Source organism: Gordonia polyisoprenivorans (assembly GCF_017654315.1).
Classification (GTDB): Bacteria; Actinomycetota; Actinomycetes; order Mycobacteriales; family Mycobacteriaceae; genus Gordonia; species Gordonia polyisoprenivorans_A.
This window is the reverse complement of the sequence record NZ_CP072203.1, coordinates 5,585,292-5,601,660: the sequence shown is the minus strand read 5'-3', so window position 1 is coordinate 5,601,660 and position 16,369 is coordinate 5,585,292. Positions and strand designations below refer to the sequence as shown.

18 protein-coding genes are annotated in these 16,369 nt (G+C 67.7%); 8 read left to right on the top strand and 10 right to left on the bottom strand.

Going from position 1 to position 16,369, the window contains the following annotated elements; translation table 11 throughout:
• Positions 1-20: 20 nt before the first annotated feature.
• Positions 21-458, top strand: a complete 438-nt coding sequence (locus J6U32_RS25135; protein WP_208792643.1) for a VOC family protein — start codon at positions 21-23, stop codon at positions 456-458.
• A gap of 28 nt (positions 459-486) precedes the next feature.
• Here the strand turns inward: J6U32_RS25135 and J6U32_RS25130 are convergent, their stop codons facing one another.
• Positions 487-786, bottom strand: coding sequence for a SelT/SelW/SelH family protein (locus tag J6U32_RS25130; protein WP_208792642.1), 300 nt, complete (start codon positions 784-786; stop codon positions 487-489).
• Between the two features lie 130 nt (positions 787-916).
• On the opposite strand from J6U32_RS25130, the gene J6U32_RS25125 reads away from it, so the two are divergent.
• On the top strand, positions 917-1,804 hold the full coding sequence (locus tag J6U32_RS25125) for a phosphoribosylaminoimidazolesuccinocarboxamide synthase (RefSeq protein WP_208792641.1): 888 nt from the start codon (positions 917-919) through the stop codon (positions 1,802-1,804).
• A 7-nt stretch (positions 1,805-1,811) separates the two neighbouring features.
• Positions 1,812-4,010: a S9 family peptidase gene (locus J6U32_RS25120; RefSeq protein WP_208792640.1), complete on the top strand. Its 2,199-nt coding sequence runs from the start codon at positions 1,812-1,814 to the stop codon at positions 4,008-4,010.
• On the opposite strand, the gene J6U32_RS25115 is transcribed toward J6U32_RS25120, so the two are convergent.
• The 3 genes from J6U32_RS25115 to J6U32_RS25105 form a co-directional block, all read right to left on the bottom strand.
• Positions 4,000-4,596, bottom strand: coding sequence for a dihydrofolate reductase family protein (locus J6U32_RS25115; RefSeq protein ID WP_208792639.1), 597 nt, complete (start codon positions 4,594-4,596; stop codon positions 4,000-4,002). The two genes, J6U32_RS25120 and J6U32_RS25115, sit on opposite strands and share 11 nt — an antisense overlap.
• A gap of 120 nt (positions 4,597-4,716) precedes the next feature.
• Positions 4,717-6,300: a DHA2 family efflux MFS transporter permease subunit gene (locus J6U32_RS25110; RefSeq protein WP_208792638.1), complete on the bottom strand. Its 1,584-nt coding sequence runs from the start codon at positions 6,298-6,300 to the stop codon at positions 4,717-4,719.
• Positions 6,297-6,800 (bottom strand): MarR family winged helix-turn-helix transcriptional regulator, encoded by a 504-nt coding sequence (locus J6U32_RS25105; RefSeq protein ID WP_208792637.1) that lies wholly within the window; start codon positions 6,798-6,800, stop codon positions 6,297-6,299. The genes J6U32_RS25110 and J6U32_RS25105 overlap by 4 nt, the downstream gene beginning before the upstream one ends.
• Positions 6,801-6,918: 118 nt before the next feature.
• Here J6U32_RS25105 and J6U32_RS25100 point away from each other — a divergent pair, with 118 nt between their 5' ends.
• From J6U32_RS25100 to J6U32_RS25085, 4 genes are all read left to right on the top strand, one after another.
• The gene (locus J6U32_RS25100) at positions 6,919-7,401 is read left to right on the top strand and encodes a glutathione peroxidase (protein ID WP_208792636.1); all 483 of its coding nucleotides are present in this window, start codon (positions 6,919-6,921) and stop codon (positions 7,399-7,401) included.
• A gap of 125 nt (positions 7,402-7,526) precedes the next feature.
• Positions 7,527-7,766, top strand: a complete 240-nt coding sequence (gene purS / locus J6U32_RS25095) for a phosphoribosylformylglycinamidine synthase subunit PurS (RefSeq protein WP_014361454.1) — start codon at positions 7,527-7,529, stop codon at positions 7,764-7,766.
• Positions 7,767-7,781: 15 nt separating this feature from the next.
• A complete protein-coding gene (gene purQ / locus J6U32_RS25090) occupies positions 7,782-8,465 on the top strand; it encodes a phosphoribosylformylglycinamidine synthase subunit PurQ (protein WP_208792635.1) in 684 nt (227 codons plus the stop codon).
• Positions 8,466-8,486: 21 nt separating this feature from the next.
• Complete coding sequence (locus tag J6U32_RS25085; RefSeq protein WP_208792634.1) at positions 8,487-9,764, top strand: M18 family aminopeptidase; 1,278 nt, start codon at positions 8,487-8,489, stop codon at positions 9,762-9,764.
• A gap of 24 nt (positions 9,765-9,788) precedes the next feature.
• On the opposite strand, the gene J6U32_RS25080 is transcribed toward J6U32_RS25085, so the two are convergent.
• From J6U32_RS25080 to J6U32_RS25065, 4 genes are all read right to left on the bottom strand, one after another.
• The gene (locus J6U32_RS25080; RefSeq protein ID WP_208792633.1) at positions 9,789-10,490 is read right to left on the bottom strand and encodes a S1 family peptidase; all 702 of its coding nucleotides are present in this window, start codon (positions 10,488-10,490) and stop codon (positions 9,789-9,791) included.
• A 120-nt stretch (positions 10,491-10,610) separates the two neighbouring features.
• The gene (locus J6U32_RS25075) at positions 10,611-11,429 is read right to left on the bottom strand and encodes a lytic transglycosylase domain-containing protein (RefSeq protein ID WP_208792632.1); all 819 of its coding nucleotides are present in this window, start codon (positions 11,427-11,429) and stop codon (positions 10,611-10,613) included.
• Positions 11,430-11,670: 241 nt separating this feature from the next.
• Positions 11,671-12,978: a hypothetical protein gene (locus J6U32_RS25070; protein ID WP_208792631.1), complete on the bottom strand. Its 1,308-nt coding sequence runs from the start codon at positions 12,976-12,978 to the stop codon at positions 11,671-11,673.
• 49 nt (positions 12,979-13,027) lie between these two features.
• A complete protein-coding gene (locus tag J6U32_RS25065; RefSeq protein ID WP_208792630.1) occupies positions 13,028-13,897 on the bottom strand; it encodes an SDR family oxidoreductase in 870 nt (289 codons plus the stop codon).
• 137 nt (positions 13,898-14,034) lie between these two features.
• On the opposite strand from J6U32_RS25065, the gene J6U32_RS25060 reads away from it, so the two are divergent.
• On the top strand, positions 14,035-14,457 hold the full coding sequence (locus J6U32_RS25060; protein ID WP_208792629.1) for a winged helix-turn-helix transcriptional regulator: 423 nt from the start codon (positions 14,035-14,037) through the stop codon (positions 14,455-14,457).
• On the opposite strand, the gene J6U32_RS25055 is transcribed toward J6U32_RS25060, so the two are convergent.
• Together J6U32_RS25055 and J6U32_RS25050 are read right to left on the bottom strand one after the other, a co-directional pair.
• Positions 14,445-15,794 (bottom strand): VOC family protein, encoded by a 1,350-nt coding sequence (locus J6U32_RS25055; RefSeq protein WP_208792628.1) that lies wholly within the window; start codon positions 15,792-15,794, stop codon positions 14,445-14,447. The genes J6U32_RS25060 and J6U32_RS25055 overlap by 13 nt on opposite strands.
• Positions 15,791-16,318: an RNA polymerase sigma factor gene (locus tag J6U32_RS25050; protein WP_208792627.1), complete on the bottom strand. Its 528-nt coding sequence runs from the start codon at positions 16,316-16,318 to the stop codon at positions 15,791-15,793. The genes J6U32_RS25055 and J6U32_RS25050 overlap by 4 nt, the downstream gene beginning before the upstream one ends.
• Positions 16,319-16,369: the final 51 nt, after the last annotated feature.

Here is a 16,369-nt window from a genome sequence, read left to right as displayed (position 1 = left end):
GTGTGGGGAACCATGTCGGCATGAGTATCGACTTCCAGGTGACCTTCGACTGTGCGGACCCGGCAGCGCTGTCCGCGTTCTGGGCCGAGGTCCTCGGCTATCGGCTCGCGCCCCCGCCGCCGGGTTTCGCCACGTGGGACGACGCGCTCTCGGCGATGGGCATCGCCGAGGATCGGCGCAACGACGCCTCGGCGCTGGTGGATCCGGCAGGTGCGGGGCCGCGCGTCTTCTTCCAGCGGGTGCCCGAGGGCAAGACCGTCAAGAACCGCGCTCACCTGTGTGTTCGGGCGGCGCCCGGCTTGTCGGGTGAGGAGCGGATGGCTGCGCTCGAGCGTCGTGGTGCCGAACTGATCGACGCGGGTGCCCGGCGGATCGCCCGGCACGAACCGGCGCCGCCGCTGGCGGGCGGGCACCTCGTCATGGCCGATCCGGAGGGCAACGAGTTCTGTCTCGACTGACTCGCCGGTCCGGGCGAGCAGCCCGTGGCTAGCCCGCGTCGGGATCGGCGGGCGTACGGTCGGCGTGCCCCAACGACCAGTCGGGCAGCACCGAATCGCGGATGCGGCGTTTGAGTTCGGCGGCGTCGGGGAAACCGCCGTCGCGCTTGCGTTCCCAGATCTGCTCGCCGTCGGCCTCGATGACGAAGACACCTCCGGTGCCCGGGCGCAGGGTGACCGAGCCGAGGTCGGTGCCGAAGGTCGACAGCAGTTCCGCAGCCATCCAGTTGGCCCGCAGCAACCAATTGCATTGCGTGCAGTAGGTGATGGTGATCTGCGGTGCGCCCATGACGACCCAGACTGCCAGATCACCCCGAGTCACCTCACCCCGAGCGTCGGGCCACCCAGACTGTCTGCCACCCAGACTGCCGGGCCACCCAGACTGACCCTGCCGACCTGCGCACACTATGGTCGAGGGCATGCGTCCGGCTCTCGACACGTACACCTTTCTCGCCTCCGGCAAGGTCCGCGAGATCTATCAGATCGACGACGACACCCTGCTGATGGTGGCCAGCGATCGTATCTCGGCCTACGACCACATCCTGAGCCCGGCGATACCGGACAAGGGCGCCATCCTGACCGCCATGAGTTTCTACTGGTTCGATGCGCTCGGCGTGCCGAATCATCTGGCGGGCGGACCGACCGACGAGCGCATCCCCGACGGGTGCGTGGGCCGCTCGATGGTGGTGCGCAAGCTGCCGATGGTTCCGGTGGAATGTGTGGCACGCGGCTACCTCACCGGTTCCGGGCTGACCGATTACCGCGCGACCGGTGCGGTGTGCGGGGTGGCATTGCCCGACGGCCTCGACGAGGCCGACCGGCTGCCCGAGCCGATCTTCACCCCGGCCACCAAGGCCGAACAAGGTGACCACGACGAGAACATCAGCTTCGAGGCGGTGGCCGCGCAGGTCGGGGCCGAATTGGCCGACGATCTTCGCCGCACGACCCTCGACATCTACCGGCGCGGCGCCGAACTCGCCGCGCAACGCGGAATCATCCTGGCCGACACCAAGTTCGAGTTCGGGCGCGACTCCGACGGATCACTTGTCCTTGCCGACGAGGTGCTCACGCCGGACTCCTCGCGCTACTGGGAGGCCGCCGGCTATACCCCGGGTCGGGTGCAGCCGAGCTTCGACAAGCAGATCGTCCGCAACTGGCTGACCTCGCCGGAATCCGGCTGGGATCGCGCCTCCGATACGACCCCGCCCGCTCTTCCCGCCGACGTGGTGACACGCACCCGGCAACGATACATCGAGGCCTACGAATGGATTTCGCAGAAATCCTTCGCCGACTGGCCGCAAGGATAGGAGTCACGTGACCGACGCAGCAGCAGCCGACACCGACGCCGCAGGCAACACCGACGCAGTGGCCGCCTCCGCGCCGGTGGCGAAGAAGGTTCCCCTCGAGCGAACCCACCACGGCGACACCGTCATCGACAACTACGAGTGGTTGCGCGACAAGGACGATCCCGAGGTGATCGCCTACCTCGAGGCGCAGAACGCCTACACCGAGGCCCACACCGCCGCGCTGGCGGATCTGCGGGCGACGATCTTCGACGAGATCCGTTCGCGCACCAAGGAAACCGACATGTCGGTGCCGTCGCGGCGCGGTGAGTACTGGTACTACGCGCGCACCCTCGAGGGCAAACAGTATGCGATGCAATGCCGGTGCCCCATCGTCGATCCCGACGACTGGACACCGCCGACGGTGTCCGAGGATGCGCCGCTGCCGGGCGAGGAGGTGCTCTTCGACGCCAACGACGAGGCCGAGGGTCACGACTTCTTCAGCGTCGGTGCGCTCACGGTCAGTCACGACGGCCACTGGCTGGCCTACAGCACCGACGTGGTCGGCGACGAGCGGTACACGTTGCGATTCAAGGACCTTCGGACCGGGGAGCTGTTGCCCGATGTCATCGCCGATACCGCGGGCGGGGCCGTGTGGTCGACCGACACCAAACACGTCTTCTACCAGACCGTCGACGCCGCGTGGCGCCCGGACACGGTGTGGCGCCACGACATCGGCGCCGGCACCCCCGACGTCAAGGTCTTCCACGAGCCCGACGAACGCTACTGGGTCGGCATGGGATCGACCCGCAGCGACAAGTACCTGGTGATCGCCGTCGGCTCCAAGATCACCTCCGAGTGTTTCGTCCTGTCCGCCGACGACCCCACCGGCGAATTCCGCAGCGTCGCACCCCGGGTCGACGGCGTGGAATACAACGTCGAACACGCCGAGATCGCCGGCACCGACTATTTCCTGATCGTGCACAACGATGTTCGTGACGGTGAGAAGGCCGAGGACTTCGCCGTCGACATCGCCCCCGTCGACGATCCGGCCGCCCGAACCGAGTTCATCGGGCATCGGCGCGGCTTCCGGATCGAGGACGTCGACGCCTTCCGCGACTATCTCGTGCTCAGCTACCGCGCCGACGCCCTGCCGCGAGTGGCCATCGCCGATCTGCGCCGGATCGACGGCATCCCGGTCGCCGAGGACTTCATCGAGGTCGCCGTCGCGCAGGAGCTGTTCTCCCTCGGCCTCGGTGGCAACCGCGAATGGGCCACGCCACGACTGCGATTCGGGTACGGCAGCTTCATCGAACCGTCGGAACTCTTCGAGCTCGACGTGACCACCGGCGAGCGCATCCTGCTCAAGCGTCAGCCCGTCCTCGGCGACTTCCGCCCCGAGGACTACGTGCAGTCGCGCGAATGGGCCACCGCCGCCGACGGTACCGAGATCCCGTTGTCGATCGTGCGCCACAAGTCGGTGGCGGCACCCGGCGACGAGGGTGCGGCGCCGGCCCCGTTGCTGCTCTACGGATACGGCTCCTACGAGGCGAGTTTCGACCCGTCGTTCTCGGTGTCACGACTGTCGATGCTCGATCGCGGTGTGGTCTTCGTCCTCGCCCATGTGCGCGGCGGCGGCGAGATGGGCCGGCACTGGTACGAGACCGGCAAGACGCTGACCAAGAAAAACACCTTCACCGACTTCGTGGACTCGGGTCGCCATCTCGTCGAACGCGGTTGGACGACGTCGGAACAGATGGTCGCCGAAGGCGGTTCGGCCGGTGGACTGCTCATGGGGGCGGTGGCCAATCTGGCCCCGGAGCTCTTCCACGGGATCCTCGCCTCGGTGCCGTTCGTCGACGCCCTCAACTCGATCCTCGACCCGTCGCTGCCGTTGACGGTCATCGAATGGGACGAATGGGGCGACCCGCTGCACGATCCGACGGTCTACGAGTACATGAAGTCGTACTCGCCGTACGAGAACGTCGAGGCGCTCCCGTACCCCGCGATCCTCGCCCAGACCTCGCTCAACGACACCCGTGTGCTGTTCACTGAGGCGGCGAAATGGGTTGCCCGCCTGCAGGACTTGAGCACCTCGGACAATCCGATCCTGCTGAAGACCGAGATGTCGGCGGGCCACGGCGGTGTCTCCGGACGCTACAAGCAGTGGGAAGAGGTCGCCTTCGAGATCGCGTGGATTCTCCAGCAGACCGGAGCCGTCACGCCGTAGTCTTCGGCACCAGGGTCTGCGCGACGATCCCACCGTCGAAGACGGCGGTGTCGATGAGATCGAGGTCGAGTGGTTGCGTGAGGTCGCTGAACAGCGGCTGCCCGCGGCCCAATGCGATCGGTGCGATCGCCAGCCGGTACTCGTCGACGAGTCCGAGCGAGACGAGGCTGCGCGCGAAGCGCACCCCGCCGTTGACGAGGACGACGCCTGCGGTGTGTTCCTTCAGACGCTCGACGTCGGCGACGAGGTCGCCGCCGGCGAGGTAGGGCGATTCCCACGTGCCCGCTCCCGCGAACGGAAAACCGCCCGGCCTCGGTGCCGATCCCGAGGAGAGGGAGTGCGACGCGACGACCTTCGGGGTGTCGTTCATCGCCGCGGCCATCGGCCCCTGCGCCGACGACCAGAAGGCGGCGACCCCGTCGTGGAATCCCCGCCCGATCAGGTGGACGTCGGCCTCCTGCAGGGTGCGCAGCACCCAGGCGGTCGAGTCGTCGCTGCGTGCGGCCATGGCCCAGTCCATCTCACCGTCGGGGCCGGCGATGAAACCGTCCAACGACATCGACATCTTCAGTACCAGTGTGCTCATGCGGGGACAGACCGGCGCGGTGTTCAGAACTCATCGCTGCAGCGGCCCGGGCCGCCGAATGCACGAGGCCCGCACCCGAGATGATCGGGTGCGGGCCTGGTGCGTTGGTGCCGTGGACGCTCAGTGCAGCAGCGTCGGCGTGCGATCCATGTCCTCTTCGACGAGCGGGGAGGCGATCTTCTTGCGGGGCAGGAAGATCGCGGGGATCACGGTCACCGCGACCAATACCGTCGCCACGATGAACGTGGTACCGAAGGCTTCGGCCGCCCAGGAGAACCACTGATCCGGCGGGTTCGCCGGAAGTGCCGCAGGGGTGTTGGCGCTCGCCTGCACGGCCTGCGCGTACTTCTCCGGTGCGGCATTGGAGCTGATCGCGAGCAGCGACTCGGGATGCGACTTGAACATGTTGGCCAGGACGACCGAGATCACCGCGGTACCGATCGACGACGCGGTCTGCTGCACCACGTTCATCAGCGTCGAACCGTCGGGAACCTGCTTGTTGTTCAGGGTGGCCAGCGCCGCGGACATGATCGGCATCATCGTCATACCCATGCCCAGACCCTGGACGAACAGTGCCAGGCACACCGCCCAGTAGGGAGTGTCGGCGCCGAGGAAGACGAAATAACCCATGCCGCAGAAGATCAGCACGATACCGCCGAGGACGAACTTGCCCGGACCCATCTTGTCGGTCAGGCGCCCGGCGATGGGCATGGTGAGCATTGCGCCGAGACCCTGCGGGGCGAGCAGCAGGCCGGCCATCAACGTGGACTCGCCGCGAACACCGATGAAGTACTGCGGATAGAGCAGTGCCGCACCGAAGAACGCGATCATGAAGGTGGTCATCGTGACCACCGCGATGGCCAGCGTCTTGTTCTTGAACAGGCGCAGATCCAGCAGCGGATTCTTCGCGCGCAGCGCGTGGATGATGAATGCGACGATCAGTACGGCGCCGATGATCGTGGTGACGAGCACCTTCGTGTCCATGAAGGTGCCGGCGTCGGTGGACGAGGAGATGCCGTAGAGGAACAACGCCAGACCCGGTGAGAGCATCAGCAGACCGACGAAATCGATTGTCGGGCGCTGTTTCTCCTCGTCGTCGCGCAGCACGAGCCAGGCGTAGACGAGGGCGACGAGACCGATCGGGACGTTGATCAGGAACACCCAGTGCCAGCTGGCCTTCTCGATGAGCAGACCGCCGAGGATGGGTCCGGCGATGGGGCCCAACAGCATCGGGATACCGAGGACGGCCATCACCGAGCCGACGCGTTCGGGACCGGCGGCCTTGGTGAGGATCATCATGCCGATCGGCATCAGCAGACCGCCGCCGAGTCCCTGGACGACGCGGAAGGCCACCAGCGAACCGATGTTCCAGGCGACCGCACACAGTGCGGAACCGATGAGGAACAGCACCAGCGAGGTCATGTAGACCTTCTTGGTGCCGAATCGTGCTGCGGCCCAGCTCGAGAGCGGGATGACTGCGGCCAGCGCCAGCGTGTAGCCGGTCATCGTCCACGCGGCACCCGCGGCGTTGGTGTTGAAGGTCTCCTGGAAGGTGTTCTGTGCCACCGATACCACGGTCACGTCGAGGATCGACATGATGGCGCCGAGCACGACGACGCCGGCAACGGTCAGCACATGCCGGTCGAGTTTGGTGTCCGGTGGGCCGGCGTGGGCCGTCCCGCCGGCGGAGGTGGAACTCGTCATGAGTGCACTTTCTGGTCGTGGGTCCGATGGGTGTCGAGCGTGGGGTGGGTCAGGTCGAAGTAATCGGTGTCGGCGTCGACGATGGGTCGCAGCGCATCGGTCAGCGCGTCACGGTGTTCGGCGGGCAGACCGGCGACGAAGTCGCTGATGATCTCCTGGCGCACGCTGAGTTGTTCGTCGACGAGGTGTCGGCCGCCCGCGGTGAGGCTGACGCGTTTGACGCGCCGGTCGGCGGGATCCTCGCGGCGATCGACGAATCCGAGCCGCACGAGACGATCGACGGTCCGGCCGGTCGCGGCCAGCGACAAGCCGATGGCATCGGCGATCTCGTGGACCGACATCGGCGCCTGGGCCTCACCGGCGACGAACAACACCCGGATCTGGGAGAAGGTGAGGTCGGTGGTGGCGAGGTCGTCGACAGCGGCGGCCTTGCTCAGGCAGGTCAGTCGATCCAGGAACTCGTGCAGTGCGCGGCACGCGGAATCGATCGAAGTGGACACTCGAAAATGCTAACGGGAACGCAACTATCGCGCGAACACAATTATCGGTGATATGTGTCATAGCGCAGAAAAGTCGGTGATCTGTACCACCGCGCCAGGGCGATTAGGGTCGGGAGTCATGAGCAATGTCAAGGACATCCCCGTGGCCGCACTCGACGGATCGGCGCTATCGCTGTCCGATTTCACCGGACCGTTGCTGGTCGTCAACGTCGCCAGCAAATGCGGCCTCACGCCTCAGTACACCGGACTGGAAGAACTGGCCAAGACCTACGGTGAGCGCGGACTGACCGTCGTGGGTGTGCCGTGCAACCAGTTCATGGGCCAGGAACCGGGCAGCGCCGAGGAGATCGCGACCTTCTGTTCCACCAATTACGGCGTCACGTTCCCGCTGCTGGAGAAGACCGATGTCAACGGTGACGGACGGCATCCCCTCTACGCCGAGCTGACGAAGCTCGCCGACGCCGACGGTGAGGCCGGTGACATCCAGTGGAACTTCGAGAAGTTCCTCGTCGGCGCCGACGGCGAGCCGCTCGCCCGCTTCCGCCCGCGCACCGAGCCGACCGCACCCGAGGTCGTCGCGGCGATCGAGGCGGCGCTGTAGCGCCGGCGCACCCAACGCGCTCCGCACGGGACCGCTCCGGCGAACCCGGTAAGGTAACCGGTGTTCAGCCAACCTCCGGACGTCCCTCGGACGGCCTGGAGATATTCGATAGGGAGCTATTGCCGATGGCACGAGTGGTGGTCGACGTGATGCCCAAGGCCGAGATCCTCGATCCCCAGGGTCAGGCGATCGTCGGCGCACTGGGCCGTCTGGGATTCTCCGGCATCGCCGATGTCCGCCAGGGCAAGCGTTTCGAACTCGAGGTCGACGACTCCGTCGACGACTCCACATTGGAGCGGATCGCCGAGGAGTTGTTGACCAACACGGTGATCGAGAACTTCAACGTCTCCCGGGTTGCCGAGTAGGCAGCGGAGACGACTGTGAGCAACGCACGCATCGGGGTCATCACCTTTCCCGGCACCCTCGACGACGTCGACGCCGCCCGCGCGGTCCGTCTCGCCGGAGCCGAGGCCGTCGAGTTGTGGCACGGCGATGCCGATCTCCAGGGCGTCGACGCCATCGTCGTGCCCGGCGGGTTCTCCTACGGCGACTACCTGCGCGCCGGGGCGATCGCCAAGTTCGCCCCCGTCATGGGTTCGGTCATCGAGGCCGCCGGCAAGGGTATGCCGGTTCTGGGTATCTGCAACGGTTTTCAGGTCCTGTGCGAGGCCGGCCTGCTGCCCGGCGCGCTGACCCGCAACGAGGGTCTGCACTTCATCTGCCGCGACCAGTGGTTGCGTGTCGAGTCGACCACGACCGCCTGGACCACCCGGTTCGAGCGGGGCGCGGAGATCCTCATCCCCCTCAAGTCGGGGGAGGGCCGCTACGTCGCCCCGCAACGCAAACTCGAGGAACTCGAGGGCGAGGGACTGATCGCGTTCACCTATGCCGGCGGCAATCCCAACGGTTCGGCCCTCGACATCGCGGGCATCAGCAGCCCCGACGGCCGGATCGTCGGACTGATGCCCCACCCCGAACACGCCACCGAGGCGCTCACCGGTCCCAGTGACGACGGCCTCGGCCTGTTCTACTCGGCGATCGACGCCGTCCTGGCCAACGCGTGACGACGACACGGCGGTGACGACATGAGTGGGCCTCGCCTGACCACCTCGGCCACCGCGAAGGGGCTCGGTGCTTTCATCGACGCCTCGCCGTCTCCGTTCCACGTCTGTGCGACGGTGGCGGCGGAATTGGAGGAGGCCGGATTCCGGCGTCTGTTCGAGGATCGCGAGTGGTCTCTGGACGCGCGTCGCTTCTACGTCATCCGTGGCGGTTCGATCATCGCGTGGGATCTCGGTGACGGCGATGCCTTCCGGATCGTCGGCGGCCACACCGACAGCCCGAATCTGCGTCTCAAGCAGCGCCCGGATCGCGTCAGTGCCGGTATCCGCACGATCGCGCTCGAACCCTATGGCGGCGCCTGGCTGAACTCCTGGCTCGACCGCGATCTCGGGTTGTCCGGCCGACTCGCCTATCGTTCCGGCAACTCCGTCGAGCACGTGCTGGTGCATGTGACCGAGCCGGTGGTCCGCGTGCCGCAGTTGGCGATTCACCTCTCCGCCGACCGCAAGGGCGTCACCCTGGATCCGCAACGACACCTCGACGGGGTGTGGGGGATCGGTGCCGACGTACCCGACGTGCTGGACTGGGTGGCCGAATATGCCGGTATCACACCGGATTCGGTGCTCGGCTGGGAGTTGATGACCCACGACGTGGCACCGTCGCGCCTGATCGGAACCGACGAAAGCCTGCTCAGCGCACCGCGTCTGGACAACCAGGGCACCTGTTATGCCGGGCTGCGGGCATTGCTCGACGGCTCGCCCGCGATCGCGACCCGGGTGCTCGCGCTGTTCGACCACGAGGAGGTCGGCAGCGGTTCCGAGCGCGGCGCGGCGTCGGACTTCCTGTCCACCGTCCTCGAACGAATCGTGTTGTCCCGCGGGGGAAGCCGGGCCGACTACCTGCAGGCGATGGCGTCGAGCATCTGTGTGTCGGGCGACATGGCCCACGCCACCCACCCGAACTATCCCGAGCGGCACGAGCCCACCCACCAGATCGCCATCGACGGCGGTCCGGTGCTCAAGGTGAACCAGAATCTGCGTTACGCCTCGGACGCGATCGGGGAGGCCGTCTTCGCGCTGGCCTGCGACACCGCGGGGGTTCCGATGCAGCGTTACATCCACCGCGCCGACCTGCCCTGCGGATCGACGATCGGGCCGATCACCGCCACGCGCACCGGTCTGATGACCATCGACGTCGGCGCACCGCAGCTCGCGATGCACAGTGCCCGCGAGCTGATGGGTGCCGCCGACGTGCCGATGTATTCCGCTGCGCTACAGGCGTTCCTGAGTACCGAAGCCTGAGCGCGGGAATCTGAGCCGGTCGGGTCAGGCCGGTCGGAATCCCGCGCCGACGCCGCCCTGTGCATTGAGGTCGGCCAGGATCGCGGTCATCTTGGTGGCAACCAGCGGGCTGTAGATCGGGATGGCCGGATTCACACAGCCGATCGCGCCCTTGATCGGGGTGCCGGGGATGCCGAGGATGAGGCCGCCGTTGAGCATGCCGACGACTCGATCACCCATGACGATCGGGCCGCCGGAGTCGCCGTGGTTGGCGCAGACATAGCTCAGGCTGTCGGTGCTGCTGGTCTGCAGGACCGGCCCGCAGCTGAACCCGGTGGTGCGTCCGGCCTTGCAGACGTTGGCACCGGCGTGCGGGAACGCCCCGACGCTGCGGATGGTCGCGCCGCCCGCGGTGCGTACGGCGCTCACCCGATTCGGGTCGAGGGCGATGACCGCGTAGTCGCCCGGTTCGCTCTTGCGCGCGAAACGACCGATCACACCCGCGGCGGGATTGCGCTCGAGGGAGACCTTCGATCCGACATGGCCGCAGTGCCCGGCGGTCAGACCGACGAGTCGTCCGGCGCGATCGTGCCCGACCGTGGTCATCGTGCAGCCGAAGCGGCCGTCGATCACGATGGCGCTACCGCCGCCGACGGTGGCACGCGGTGCTGCCTGCGCCGCATAGGCGGGCGCGAGTGCGAGCAGGAGCCCGACGAGGATGGTCAGGACGCGCAGGGTACGACGCAACGTGCTCTCCGATCGTGGTGACAACAGGTCCGGGAGAATTCGCGATAGCGAATTCGCTTTCGGTGCTCCGCCACCCTATCCGGCGCGGCCGTCCGGTCAAACAACCTCGGTAGAAGCTCCTCAGTAGCTACGGGCGAACCCGAGCACGTTGTCGACGTAGGTCATCGAGTTGTTGTAGCGCAGGACCGCGGCCGTCTGTCCGGCGATGTCGCGTAGGTTCAGCCCGCCGTCGCACAGGTAGCGCGCGGTGGTCAGCGCGGCGTCGTAGATGTTCTGCGGGTCGGCGATGCCGTCGCCGTTGCCGTCGGCGGCGTACTTCTTCCACGTCTGCGGGATGAACTGCATCGGCCCGACCGCACGGTCGTGGACCGGGTCACCGTCGATGGCGCCACCGTCGGTGTCGGTGATGACCTGGTTGCCGGCCAGCGAACCGTCAAGGGTGGGCCCGTAGATCGGGGTCTTCAGGCGGCCGGACGGGTCGGCGTCGCCGTTGTCGGCGTGATGGGATTCGACCTTGCCGATCCCGGCGATGAGCTTCCAGTCGATCCCGCAGACCGGTTCGGTGCGTGCGATGGTGTCGGCGGCCTGCTTGTAGGCGCGGTAATTGATGGCCGGGACCTGGCCGTCGGTGACGCTCACCGGCATCGGTGGCGGCGGTGGTGTCGCGCGGACGGGGGCCACCGTCAGATCCCGGGCCGGACGGGTCGGCAGCGACGTCGGGGTGTTCGAGCGGGCCGGTGCCGGATGACTCAGGGTGGCTGGTTCGGGTGCGGCCGCGGTGGTTGGCGACGCGGCGGGAGCCGCGGTGACCTGGGCGTCGTCGGTGGCCGCAGCGGCGGCCGCGGCGCAGACGCCGACCATCGGGATCAGCGCGGTGGCCAGCACCGGCTTACGGGAACGCGGCAGCAACGGTGAGCGCGTTTTGGAGTGTTTCCCCAACTTTCGGACCTCACTACAGACTCGGGTACATCGGCTACCCACTGCCGCGGTGCTCGTCGATTGCGGTGTGCGTCGACTTCATGGGGCAGTGGGCCGCCGACGAGGCTACCGACTTCCGTGTCCGTTCCGTTATCTGGCCGTTACCGAACCTGGGAGTCGGCTGAGTGCCGTCGCTGCCGTTGCAGGTCATGCCGGGACCAAAGTCCCGGATGTGAGTCCGGCCACGTGACGCGCCGGCGGGTCAACGTGGCGCGAACACACGGAGGCTGGTGCCCTCGAAGGCGGCGAGGAATCCGTCGACATCCTTCACCTGGCCGTTCACGTCGACCGTCCACACGAAACCGCCGGCCGACGGGTCGACTGCGCTGATCCTGCTGTTGCTGGTGAGCACCAGGAGATCGCCGCTCGACCCGACGCAGGTGAGGTTGTCGAGGTTCGCATCGGGATCGTCGAAGCCCGGCGCGGGCAACGAGCCGAGGTGCTCGGCATCGGCGAGGGAGTAGATGGACCGCGACCGGCTCTTCAACGCGAACGCCACCGCGGTACCGCACGGTCGGGTGTTCGCCTTGGACAGCTCCTCGTCGGAGATCTGCCACAGCGCTCCCGGCTTGGCCGGATCGACGACGACGTAGGTGCCCTGCATCGCCTCCATCTGCGCGGTCCCGGTCTGGGTCAGCACGGGCAGGGTGGACGGGCCGGGCAGCACCCGCATCCCGGCGACGTGTGCGATCCGCCGCGGATCGAGGACGCCGTGGGTCACGGCATAGGTCTCGAACATGCGGTGGTCGGGGTCGGTGTACTCGACGGTGATGCCGGTCGGGAACGCGGTGATCGTGCAGCCGGTGCAGTGGAAGCGATCGGCGCCGGTGCGCGGATCGACGATGAACCGGCCCGCGTCGCTGGTGGTGATCTGCAGCAGCCCATCCTCGAGCACCTCGGCACTCGCGGCGCGGGCGAAGGTGCGCGACCACAGTTCGTGGCCGTCCGGGGTGGCCATCGACACCCGGTAACCGGAGGCGGAGATGCGGACGAAATCCGATCCGGCGCCGAGTACCGATGCGGTGTCGTCGAGGGCGGTCGGGCCGGACGGGGTGCCGTCGTCGTCGACGAGGTAAAAGCCCTGTGCGAGATCGCTACTGGCATTGACCGCGCAGCCGACCACGCCGTCGTCGGTCATCCCGCAACTCCCGGTGCCCGCGCGCAGCGGGTGCTTCCACAGCAGATGTCCGTCGCCGCGATCGACCATCACGTAGGCGCGGCCGATTCCCGACGGGTAGCTCAGCAGCCAGCGGTCGGTGCCGGTGGCGACCACCTCGATCTGATCGCTGGAGGTGTAGTCGGGCAGGGTCTGACTCGACACCGTCCACGCGAGGGCGGGCTGGTCGGGGTAGGACCGCAACTGGCCGTAGGCGTAGCCGGTCGCCGGGCGATCGGGTGTGCCGATGGCCAGCACCGCACCCACGCACACCACCATCACCGCGGCGAGGACGACGACGACGGTGCCGATACCGAGCGGAAGTCGACGTCCCCGCTTGCTCCCCACACGCATGGCGACAGTCAATCACCCATGGCCTGCGTGGGGGAGGCTGACATGCAGATCAGGCGGTCACGGCCGCCAGCCCGGTGCGCAGCACCTCGATGAGCAGGGTGGAGGGCCGGCCGGTGAGTGTCGCCAGGTCGGTCGAGTCGGAGTCGAGCGCGCCCCGGGCGACCCCGGCGTCCGAGTCGGCGAGGATCGCGGCCATCGGTGCCGGGATACCGGCGTCGGTGAGCGCCGCCGCATAGTCGGCCTCGGGGATATCGGTGTAGCGCACCGGCTTTCCGCTGACCTCGGCGAGCGCCTCGGCGATCTGTGCGTAGGTGGGGTGCTCATTGCCGGCGAGTTCGTAGACCTCGCCACCCGCGGCCTCGACGAGTGCGGCTGCCGCGGCGGCGGCGTAATCGCGACGCGACGCCGCCGCGATGGTCCCGTTGCCTGCGCTGCCGTACAGGACGCCGGTTTCGATGGCCTGCGGTGCCGCGGCCAGGTAGTTCTCCCAGTACCAGCCGTTGCGCAACAGCACCGTGGGGATGCCGGACTCGGCGAGTACGCGCTCGGTGGCGACGTGTTCGGTCGCCAGGGCCAGTGGGGAGGTGTCGGCACGCAGGATGCTGGTGTAGGCGATGAGGGAGACGCCGGCTTCCGCTGCGGCCTCGATCACGTTGCGGTGCTGCGAGACTCGCTGCCCGACCTCGGAGCCGGAGACCAACAGCACGCGGTCGACGCCGGTCAGGGCGACGCGTAACGCGGTCGGGTCGCCGTAGTCGGCGACCCGCACGTCGACACCTTTGGACCTCAGGGTGTCGGCCTTCTCCGGATTGCGGACGACGGCGACCACGTCGCCTGCCGCGACGCCCCGGTCGAGCAACGCCTCGACGGCGGCACTACCGAGTCCTCCGGTTGCTCCGGTAACGGCATAGGTGGTCATGGTTCCTCCTGGTGGTCAACTGGTCAGCGGGGTGCTTCCAGACCATGATGCACTTACTATTAGTGCAGTGCAACAACTGAACGCATGCATATGTGTGATGATTAGCACCGTCGCCACGATGCGCCTAGAATGGCGCCATGACCCCCGCCGCCCCCGGCTCCGCAGCCTCCGACCCGGACGCCGTCGATCCGACCCTGGAGGCCGATGTCTTCGCCCGCGATTGCAGTTCGCGTGACGTGTTGCAGAACGTGACCAGTCGGTGGGGGGTTCTCGCGCTCGCCGCGCTGGCCGAGGGGGACCTGCGGTTCAGTGCGTTACGACGCCGCGTCGACGGGGTCAGCGAGCGGATGCTCTCGCAGACGCTGCACAACCTCGAACGCGATGGCTTCGTCACACGTACTGTGCTGCAATCGATCCCGCCGAAGGTCGAGTACTCGCTGACCGACCTGGGTGCCGACGCCGCGACCCAATTGCGCGCCCTAATCCACCTCGTCCAGGGCAATCTCGAGGCGGTCGAGCGGGCACGCGAGGCCTACGACGCGACCCGTCAGAACAACTGACCGAGGTAGAACCGCGCGCCCTGGTCGTCGGTGCATCGTGCGACCGCGCCGTAGGCCTGCCGGTTGGGCTCCTCGAGTACGGTTCCGCCGGCGGCACGGACGCGTTCGACGGCTTCGTCGACATCGGCCACATTCCACATCGGTTCGGCCACTGATCGATCCGCGCCTCCGGCGATCCCGATCTGCGGATGCACCCCGTCGACCTCCCAGCCGTCGTCGATACGTCCGGGTGTGAACCGCCAATTCATCACGGCGCCATAGAAATCGCGGTACCGGGCCGAGTCCGGGGTGGCGATGGTGAGATACGACATCGCGCCGAGGGTGCGAGGGTGCTGTTCCCCGCGGGTCTCGCCGGGGTCGGGTACGTGGACCGAGAAAGCGACGCCCTGGTCGTCCACGGCGTCCATCACGAGATATCCGTCGCGCGCGACAGTGCTGATCTCGCCGACGCGACCACCGGCGGCGAGGATGGCCGCGCGGGCCCGATCGAAATCCTCCACGGCGTACACGCAGTAGAGGGTCCCGGCCGTTCCGTAGCCGTCACCGTCGAAGATCCCGAGCCGGTGGCCGATGTTGGTGACCTGCCGGGTTTCCGGATCGTACTCCCAGCCGAGAACCGCGCCGTAGAAGCGGGCGGCCCGCTCACGGTCGGGTGTCTGCAGCGACAGGTAGACGATGTCGCCGACCCGGACGGGTTCGACGTCCGCCGCAATCCGCGCCGGGCCGGTCAGCATCCACCGGTGTCCGAACGGATCGATGATGGTCGCCGAGCGGGTGCCGTGGGCATCGTAGGGTTCGCGGGTCACCGCGGCGCCGCCGCGCTGAGCGCGGATCAGTGCCTCGTCGGTGTCGGCGACGGGCAGCATGAGGCTCACCGAGACGTGCCCGGGTTGCGGAGCGCGCAGACCCAGGTCGGCGAACTCGTCGGCGAGGTAGAGCACGCCGTCGCCGATCTCGAGTTCGGCGTGCCCGATGCGGTTGTCGTCCATGACGATCGGCTCGCCGCGCAGGCGCGCGCCGAGGTTCTCGCGGTACCAGTCAATGGCCTCCTGTGCACCGCGAACCGTGAGATACGGCAGGGCGCCGGGGCGCTCGACGGGAGACGCGGCGGGTGCCGAGATGGCCGCTTCGCTCTCGGTAATGGCGTTGTTGGACATGAGAATTCCCTTCGGAAGGGTGACGCCGCGTTCGAGTCGGTCACGGAGACGGGCGGCGAAGGCGGGATCGGGTGCAACCGGCGCGTCCCACCCGGGGGTGTCCGAGGCGCGCAACACGGCGAACGGGTCGCCGATGGACGGGTGTGGGGCCGAATCGAATTCGGCGTCGTCGTGGTTCATGCGCGTCCTCCTTTCCGGGTGGATCGGGCCGGTTGGCCGGGGTAGGCCGCGCGGAAGGCGCGCTTGGCCCGGGTCAACAGCGCCTCGGTCGCACCGACGGTGCGGCCCATGATCTCGGCGCATTCGGCGACCGGGAGGTCGTCGACGTAGCGCAGCGTGAGCACCGATCGGTGGATCGGCGTGAGCTGCGCCAGCGTGTGGTGGGCGATCATCCGGTCCAGATGGACCTCGGCGAGATCCTCGCCCGGCGGATCGGGCACGTCCGGCACGGGCTCGGGCGTCCGTTGCGCCCGTCGCCAGTGGTCGGCGAGCTTGTGCCGGGCGACCCCGATCAGCCAGGGCACCGTCGGGATCAGGTCGGCGTCGCGACGAACCGAATCCATCGCGGCGAGAAAGGTCTCCGATGTGACGTCCTCGGCGACCCGTCGGTCCGAGCACCGTCGCACGACGAACCCGTACACCGCGGGTAGGGCCGTGTCGTAGACCTCGAGGAGGGCCTCGGGGCCGGTGTGTTCGCCACTCACACCCTCATCGTCGTCGCCCGGGGCGCAAATCCGACGCCGGTTGGGCAGAAA

Bases quoted from the DNA above. Each gene is read 5' to 3' on its own strand.
- J6U32_RS25060 (WP_208792629.1), top strand. From the start codon at position 14,035: ATGACCCCCGCCGCCCCCGGCTCCGCAGCCTCCGACCCGGACGCCGTC.
- J6U32_RS25065 (WP_208792630.1), bottom strand. From the start codon at position 13,897: ATGACCACCTATGCCGTTACCGGAGCAACCGGAGGACTCGGTAGTGCC.
- purS (WP_014361454.1), top strand. From the start codon at position 7,527: ATGGCACGAGTGGTGGTCGACGTGATGCCCAAGGCCGAGATCCTCGAT.
- J6U32_RS25125 (WP_208792641.1), top strand. From the start codon at position 917: ATGCGTCCGGCTCTCGACACGTACACCTTTCTCGCCTCCGGCAAGGTC.
- J6U32_RS25100 (WP_208792636.1), top strand. From the start codon at position 6,919: ATGAGCAATGTCAAGGACATCCCCGTGGCCGCACTCGACGGATCGGCG.
- J6U32_RS25055 (WP_208792628.1), bottom strand. From the start codon at position 15,794: ATGAACCACGACGACGCCGAATTCGATTCGGCCCCACACCCGTCCATC.
- J6U32_RS25070 (WP_208792631.1), bottom strand. From the start codon at position 12,978: ATGCGTGTGGGGAGCAAGCGGGGACGTCGACTTCCGCTCGGTATCGGC.
- J6U32_RS25085 (WP_208792634.1), top strand. From the start codon at position 8,487: ATGAGTGGGCCTCGCCTGACCACCTCGGCCACCGCGAAGGGGCTCGGT.
- J6U32_RS25130 (WP_208792642.1), bottom strand. From the start codon at position 786: ATGGGCGCACCGCAGATCACCATCACCTACTGCACGCAATGCAATTGG.
- J6U32_RS25135 (WP_208792643.1), top strand. From the start codon at position 21: ATGAGTATCGACTTCCAGGTGACCTTCGACTGTGCGGACCCGGCAGCG.
- J6U32_RS25110 (WP_208792638.1), bottom strand. From the start codon at position 6,300: ATGACGAGTTCCACCTCCGCCGGCGGGACGGCCCACGCCGGCCCACCG.
- J6U32_RS25115 (WP_208792639.1), bottom strand. From the start codon at position 4,596: ATGAGCACACTGGTACTGAAGATGTCGATGTCGTTGGACGGTTTCATC.